A 6,340-nucleotide genomic window follows, 5' to 3' on the forward strand; every position below is an offset into this window, starting at 1 on the left:
ATGCCGAACATCAGCGCGAAGAACATCAGCGACAGGATGGCGCCATTGTCCGATGCGGCCTGCAGCACGTTGCTGGGCACGATCGACAGCAGCATGTCCATGCCCTTGGGGGTCTCATGGATGCCGGCGACGATTTCCTTGCTGCGCTCTGCGTTCTCCGAGAGCATCTGCGCGGCCACGTGCGGGTCCATGCCGGCGCCGGGCTTGAGCACGTTGACCAGCACAAGACCGATGCCCACCGCGATGCCCGACAGCAGCACCGTGTAGGCCAGGGTCTTCCAGCCGATGCGGCCGAGCGCGCGGATGTCGCCCATCTCCGACACGCCCATGATCAGGGCCGAGAAGATCAGCGGCACGATCAGCATGAAGATCAGGTTGAGGAACAGGCCCGACAGCGGCGTGGTCACCCAGGCCATCACGCCCTTGGCGAAATCGGTCAGGCCAGGCACGCCCGGGCCGGCGGCGTGCACGATCAGGCCGAGGGTAAGGCCCAGCGCGAAGCCGATGCCCATTTTCCAGTGCAAAGGCATTTTCTGCCGGGTCTTTGCGGCCTCAGTCATCTAACGGCTTTCCTGTAAAGAATTGAATCAGCTTAGCAAAGCCGGTCCCGCAGGCCCGGCAGCGCATCAAGGTCCCGAAGGATATAGAGGCGCCAGCCCATTGTTTTCCGCCACCGCCGTGGCCCGCCAGTGCGGTCCGTCATGGAACGCCCGGCGCAGTGCCTGCCGCGCGGCGGCCACATCGCCCCCCTGACCGGCCCACCGCACCCGCTGCATGGCCAGCAACGCCTCGCGCTGGGCCGGGTCGGCCAGCCGCCCCAGCAGCGCGTCCAGGCCCTGCACCCCGCCCATCGCCGCCAGCAGGGCGATGATCTCGTCCAGCCCCTGGCTTTCCAGTGCGCGGCGCAGTTCGGCGCGCGACACGGTGGCCAGCGGAACGCCGGCCACCGCGACCGGTGCAGCGCGCGGTTCTGCCCGGCGCCGCCCGGCCCGCCGCCAGCCCCACCACAGGGTCAGCAGCCACAGGAGCGCGAAGGTGATGGCCACTGCGATCCAGCCCCACGGGCGTGCCGCAGACGGTGCATCGGCCAGCGGCAGTGCGTTGGAGGCCGGCGCTTCGCCCGGCAGGGCCGAKGTGGTATCCAGCGGGACCGGCGGCGCCGCGCCCCCCGGTCCACCGGCGGCCACCGCCAGGGTCAGGTCCGGCAGGGTCGCCATGCGCGCCGCGCCCGCCTTCACATCCCACCACGGCATGCGCGGGCCAGGCACGCGCAGACTGCCCGCGGTGCGCGGCACGATCGAGTAGCGGCGGGTCATCTTCAACTGCGGGGTGCTGCCGGTGAAGGTCTCATCGAACTGCGCCGGCTCGGCGAATACCTGCGCATCGGTGCCCACGTCCAAAGTCGGCAGCTCGGGGAACTGGGCGCGGGTGGCGCCCTGCGCGGTCGCCTCCACTACTACCGTGGCCGCCTCGCCCGCACGCCCGCTGCCGGGTGCAGCGGTGTAGCGCAGGCGGAGGTCATGCAGCGGCAGCCACGGCTGCGGCGCGTTGGCCGGCTGTGGCCGCACCTGCAGGGTGCGTGCCGGCGCGCTGGCGCGCAGTCGCCCGTCGCCGCCGAACATGTCGTCGAAGAAACCGCCTGCAGTGCGGCCGTTGAACTGCGCGGCCGGCAACTGCAGTGGGCCACTGCGTTCGGGGATCAACAGGAAGCGCCGCTCGACCATGTTGTAGCGACGGCCATTGACCTCGCGCACCTGGCTGCGGTCTTCACCCACGCGCTGCAGCGACGCACCGTCGGGCGTATCCAGCAGGAGCTCGCCGGAGACAAGCTGCGAGGCGTAATACAGCCGCACCACCACGCCCACGCTCTGCTGTACGTACGGGGTGGCATCATCCACCTCGGTCTCCATGAAGACCGCGGCATTGCCGGGCATCGCCGCCGGCGTGCCGGCGCCGCCGGGGGCGCTCGCCGCCACCTGCAGCAGCAACGGTGCCGTGCGGTTGGCGCCCACCTGCAACGCGGGAATCTGCAGGGTGCCGCTGCGCCGCGGCGACAGCACTACCGCGTAGAGATTGCGCGAGCGGGTGCCACCATTGCTCCACTGCATCTGGCGGCTGCTGGTCTGCGCGCTCAGGTCGAAGTCCGCGCGCAACGGCGCATAGTCCGGCGCACCGCCGCCATCACTCTCGATGTTGAGCGTGACCGCCTCGGTGTCGAGGATCTGCTGACGATCCAGCCAGGCGCGGGTCTGCGCCTGCGCCAGGCTGGCCAGTCCCAGCAGCAGCCAGCAGCCGGCCTGCATCCATCGCCGCGTGGTGGAACCCATGCTCATCGTCCTTCCCGTTTCCTGCGTTCGTTTTCCAACTGGAATTTGGCCCGTAGCAGGCTGCCCGGATCGTCGGGCACCCGCCGCATCCACGCCTCCACGGCCTGGCGCTGCTCGCGCTGCTGCGGGGTTTCGGCGGCTTGGCGTTGCGCCCGGGTGTCCTTGCCGTCCTTGCCCTGGCGTTGCAATGCCTGCTGCATCTGCTGGCGTTGCGCCGCGTCAGCCTTGGCCTGCGTGGCCGGATCCGGATTACCCGCATCCTGCTTGGCATCGCCGTCCTGCGGCTTGCCCGGATTCTGGCCCGGCGGCGGCGGCGCCTGCCCGGGATCCTGGTTACCCTGCGGCTTCGGTGGCGACCCCTGATCCTGCCCGGGTTGCCCCTGCCCTTGCCCTTGCGACGGTGGCGTTTTCGGCGGCTGCTTGCCCTGGTCGCCCTTCGGTGGCGTCGGCGGTGGTTTGCGTTTACGCGCCGCATCCACCGCAGCGCGGTTGGCGACGGCATCGGGCATGCCGGGGGTCTGCTTCAGCGCGTTGTCGTAGGCTGCGATGGCGGCATCGTACTGGCCTTGCCGGGCCAAGGCATTGCCGAGGTTGTACCACCCGGCATCGCTGTGGATGCCCTCGAACTGCTGCTGTGCGGCTTTGAAGTCACCGCGGCGATACGCATCCACGCCCGCGCCCAACTTCTGTTGATCGATCTGGTCGGCGCGTTGCCACAGGGTGCCGTCGGCCGCGTAAGCCGGCGTGGGCAGGGTCAGCGGCAGCGCTGCGCACAGTACCAGCGCCATCGCCAGGCCGCGGCGCCGGAACGCCCATAGCGACAGCAGCATCAGCGGCGGCAACAGCCAGAACCCTTCATCGCGCCAGGCCAGCCCGTCGCCCTTCTGGCGGTCATCCATGCTCACCTTCGGGGTCAGCACGCCGAGGGCCTTCAGGTCGCTGTCGTCGTTGGCGATACGCGCATAACGTCCGCCGCCGCTGCTGGCGACCGTGCGCAGCGGCGCCTCTTCCAGGCGCGCCTGCGCGATCTGTCCATCGCCACTACGGAAGGCCGCACCGGCCGCCGTACCCAGGCCCAGCACCGACACGGTGAAGCCCTGCCGATGCGCCGCGGCAGCTGCGCGGATGGCGGCATCGTCGGCACGGTCGGTGAGCAGCAGGATGTCGCCGCTGCGCGCACCCGACTGCTGCAGCAACAGCACCGCCGCGTCCAACGCGCGCTCGGCACGCTGGCCATCGCGTGGCATCACATCCGGGCCCAGCGCATCCAGGTACAGCGCCACGTTGGCCGCATCGGCGGTCAGCGGCGCCACGGTGTAGGCATCATCGGCATAAGCGAGCAACGCGACCTCCCCGCCCTGGCGCTCGCGCAGCAACGCGGCCAGCTTTGCACGGGCCTGCAGCAACCGTGACGGCGGCAGGTCGGTGGCGGTGATCCGCGAGGACAGGTCCAGCGCCACCACCAGCGGCGTCGGCGACTGCCACAGCGGCTGCGCCACCTGTCGCCAGCTAGGGCCGGCCAGGGCCAGCACCGCCAGCGTCCAGCCGACCAACAACAGCACCAGCCCGCCCCAGGCGCGCTGCCCACCGGCCACCAGCAAGTGGCGCAACAGATGCGGATCGACCGCGGTGTGCCACGCGCTGCCGCGGCGGCGACGCCAGTACCAGACCAGGGCGATCAGTGGCAGGGCCAGCAGCGCCCACAGGGCCTGCGGGCGGACCAGATGCAGTGCATTCCAATCGATGTTCATGCCCAGCGCCTCGGCACTATCCAGGCCAACCCGGCCAGCAACAACGCCAGCGCCAGTGGCCAGGCGTAACGCTCGATCCGCGGCCGCACCGCAGGGCCCGCCGAGGCCACCGGCTCCAGCCGCTGCAGTTCGGCATAGATGCCGGCCAGTTCATCGGTGTTGCGGGCGCGGAAGGCGCGCCCGCCGGTAAGCGTGGCGATTTTCTGCAGCGTCGCCTCGTCCACCGGGTCGTCGCCGGCTGCCACCTGCATGCCGAACAGCCGGTAGCTGCCGTCCCCGCCGAACGCCACCGTGTATACCCGCACGCCTTCGGTCTTGGCCAGTTCGGCGGCGCGCAGTGGTTCGAGTACGCCGGCATTGCTGACGCCGTCAGTCAGCAGGATCAGTACGCGCTGGCCCTGCGGTTGCTCGCGCAGGCGTTTGACCGCCAGTGCGATCGCATCGCCGATCGCGGTCTCGCGTCCGGCCAGGCCGACCACGCTGTCGCCGAGCTGCTGACGCACGCTGGCAAGATCGCTGGTCAGCGGGGTAAGGGTGTAGGCGCGCTCGCCGAAAATCAGCAGGCCGACGCGATCGCCAACACGCCGGTCCAGGAAGTCGGCCAGCACCGCCTTGGCGGCAGTCAACCGCTCCACTACCTGTTGGCCGAGCATCATGTCGGTTTCCTGCATGCTGCCCGACACGTCCACGGCGAGCATCATCTGCCGCCCCTGTTGTGGCGGAGTCACCGCCTCGCCCAGTTGCTGCGGGCGTGCCGCTGCCACGCACAGACACACCCACGCCAACCACAGCAGCAGCCGGCCAACGCCCAGCGCGCGGCCACCGACAGCGCTACCGAGCGCCTGCAGCTGTGCGGCCGCGTACGGCACGCGCAACGCGGCGGCGCTGGCGTTGCGCTGCGGCCACCAGTGCATCAGCACCGGTACCGGCAGCGCAGCCAGCATCCACGGCCAGGCGAAGGTATCCAGCCACGACAGCCAGTCCGGCAGCCACTGAGCCACCTGCGGCGACACGTTCATCGCGATCATCGCCGCCGCCCCGACACCAGGCCGAGGAAACGCGCACGCGCCAGCACGCGCAGGCGCTGCGCCGCTTCGGCATCGACCTGCGGGCGATAACCGCCGTCGAGCAGCAGCCGCCCATCGCCATCGGAAAAGGCACGGCTACCGGGCTCGTCGAGGAATTCCAGCCATGCCGGGCCCTGCAGCAGTTCCGCGCCGGGCTGACGCACGCGCGCCGCACGGCGGAGCAGCGCGGCGATGGCCGCCACTTCCTCGACCGGCGTTGCCGCCTGTGCGATGGCCTCATCGAACAACCGGATCCAGCCCTGTCGCCGCCGCCGACGACGCGCCTGCCACGCCCACAGCAGCGCGGCGACAAGCAGCACGGCGCCCAGCACCAGCCACCAGCCGGGCGCCGGCGGCCACCACGCAGGCGATGGCGGCAGCTGCACATCGCGCAACGGCAGCGAGGTCGGCGCGCTCATGCCACCACCGCCGAGGGCATCGGGGTCAGCCAGCAGTCGCTGGCGTCATCAGAGGCCACCACGTGCACCTGGATGCGACGCGACGACAGGTGCTTCTGCAGGTCCTGCAGCGGCGCCACGAAGCGCTCGCGCCAGTGCTCGCGGACGCTGGCGCGGTCAAGGTCGAGCAGCACGCGGCGGCCCTGCGACAGGAACGCCAGCGAGGCTGCTGGCGGGGACAGCTCCAGCGGATCGACCAGTAGCATCACCACCACTTCGTGGTGCATGGCCAGGGCGGTCCAACGCGACACACTGATGGCCGCAGCCTGCCCAGGATCGGCAAGCACGACCACGCGCGCGCCGGGACGCAGCAGACGCGCCGCCTGTTCGAGTGCCCGGTCCAGCCCGGCGTCGTCGGCCGGTGGCTGCGCGTACCAGCGGGTGAGCGCATCGAGCACGCGCAGCACACCGCGGGTGCCCCCGGCCGGCGGGAGCGGGGCTTCCACGCTGCTGCCACGCAACGCGCCGAGACGGTCGCCCTGACGCTGTGCCAACCACGCGGCAATCGCGCCGACGCGGGCGGCCTGTACCGATTTGAAGCGAACGCGGGTGCCGAAATACAGCACCGGATCCGTGTCGGCCACCAGCAGGGTCAAGCGCTCGCGTTCGGCCTGGAACAATTTGGTGTGTGCACGGCCGGTACGCGCGGTGACGCGCCAGTCGATGTGGCGGGCATCGTCGCCTGCCACGTACTCCCGCGACTCGGCATATTCCATGCCGCGCCCACGCATGGGCGC

At 70.5% G+C, this 6,340-nt stretch carries 6 protein-coding genes; all 6 read right to left on the reverse strand.

The window, feature by feature from the left end:
- A partial coding sequence (locus AC1DQP_RS14850) for a dicarboxylate/amino acid:cation symporter (RefSeq protein ID WP_478051893.1) occupies nt 1-560 on the reverse strand: 560 nt, incomplete at its 3' end.
- Between the two features lie 66 nt (nt 561-626).
- Nucleotides 627-2,333 carry a BatD family protein gene (locus AC1DQP_RS14855; protein WP_457318098.1) on the reverse strand — a complete coding sequence of 569 codons (1,707 nt, stop codon included), beginning with the start codon at nt 2,331-2,333 and terminating at the stop codon, nt 627-629.
- A complete protein-coding gene (locus AC1DQP_RS14860) occupies nt 2,330-4,078 on the reverse strand; it encodes a VWA domain-containing protein (RefSeq protein ID WP_457318099.1) in 1,749 nt (582 codons plus the stop codon). Before AC1DQP_RS14860 ends, AC1DQP_RS14855 begins: the two co-directional genes overlap by 4 nt.
- Nucleotides 4,075-5,097 (reverse strand): vWA domain-containing protein, encoded by a 1,023-nt coding sequence (locus tag AC1DQP_RS14865; RefSeq protein WP_457318103.1) that lies wholly within the window; start codon nt 5,095-5,097, stop codon nt 4,075-4,077. Before AC1DQP_RS14865 ends, AC1DQP_RS14860 begins: the two co-directional genes overlap by 4 nt.
- Nucleotides 5,098-5,102: 5 nt before the next feature.
- Nucleotides 5,103-5,564: a DUF4381 family protein gene (locus AC1DQP_RS14870; RefSeq protein WP_457318100.1), complete on the reverse strand. Its 462-nt coding sequence runs from the start codon at nt 5,562-5,564 to the stop codon at nt 5,103-5,105.
- Nucleotides 5,561-6,340: DUF58 domain-containing protein (locus AC1DQP_RS14875; protein ID WP_478051894.1), on the reverse strand; the 780-nt coding region annotated here is incomplete at its 5' end. The genes AC1DQP_RS14870 and AC1DQP_RS14875, both read right to left, overlap by 4 nt.

This window comes from Stenotrophomonas sp. P5_A8 (assembly GCF_056400545.1).

Coding starts and splice junctions, on each gene's coding strand:
- AC1DQP_RS14860 (WP_457318099.1), bottom strand. CDS start 4,078: ATGAACATCGATTGGAATGCACTGCATCTGGTCCGCCCGCAGGCCCTG.
- AC1DQP_RS14865 (WP_457318103.1), bottom strand. CDS start 5,097: ATGAACGTGTCGCCGCAGGTGGCTCAGTGGCTGCCGGACTGGCTGTCG.
- AC1DQP_RS14870 (WP_457318100.1), bottom strand. CDS start 5,564: ATGAGCGCGCCGACCTCGCTGCCGTTGCGCGATGTGCAGCTGCCGCCA.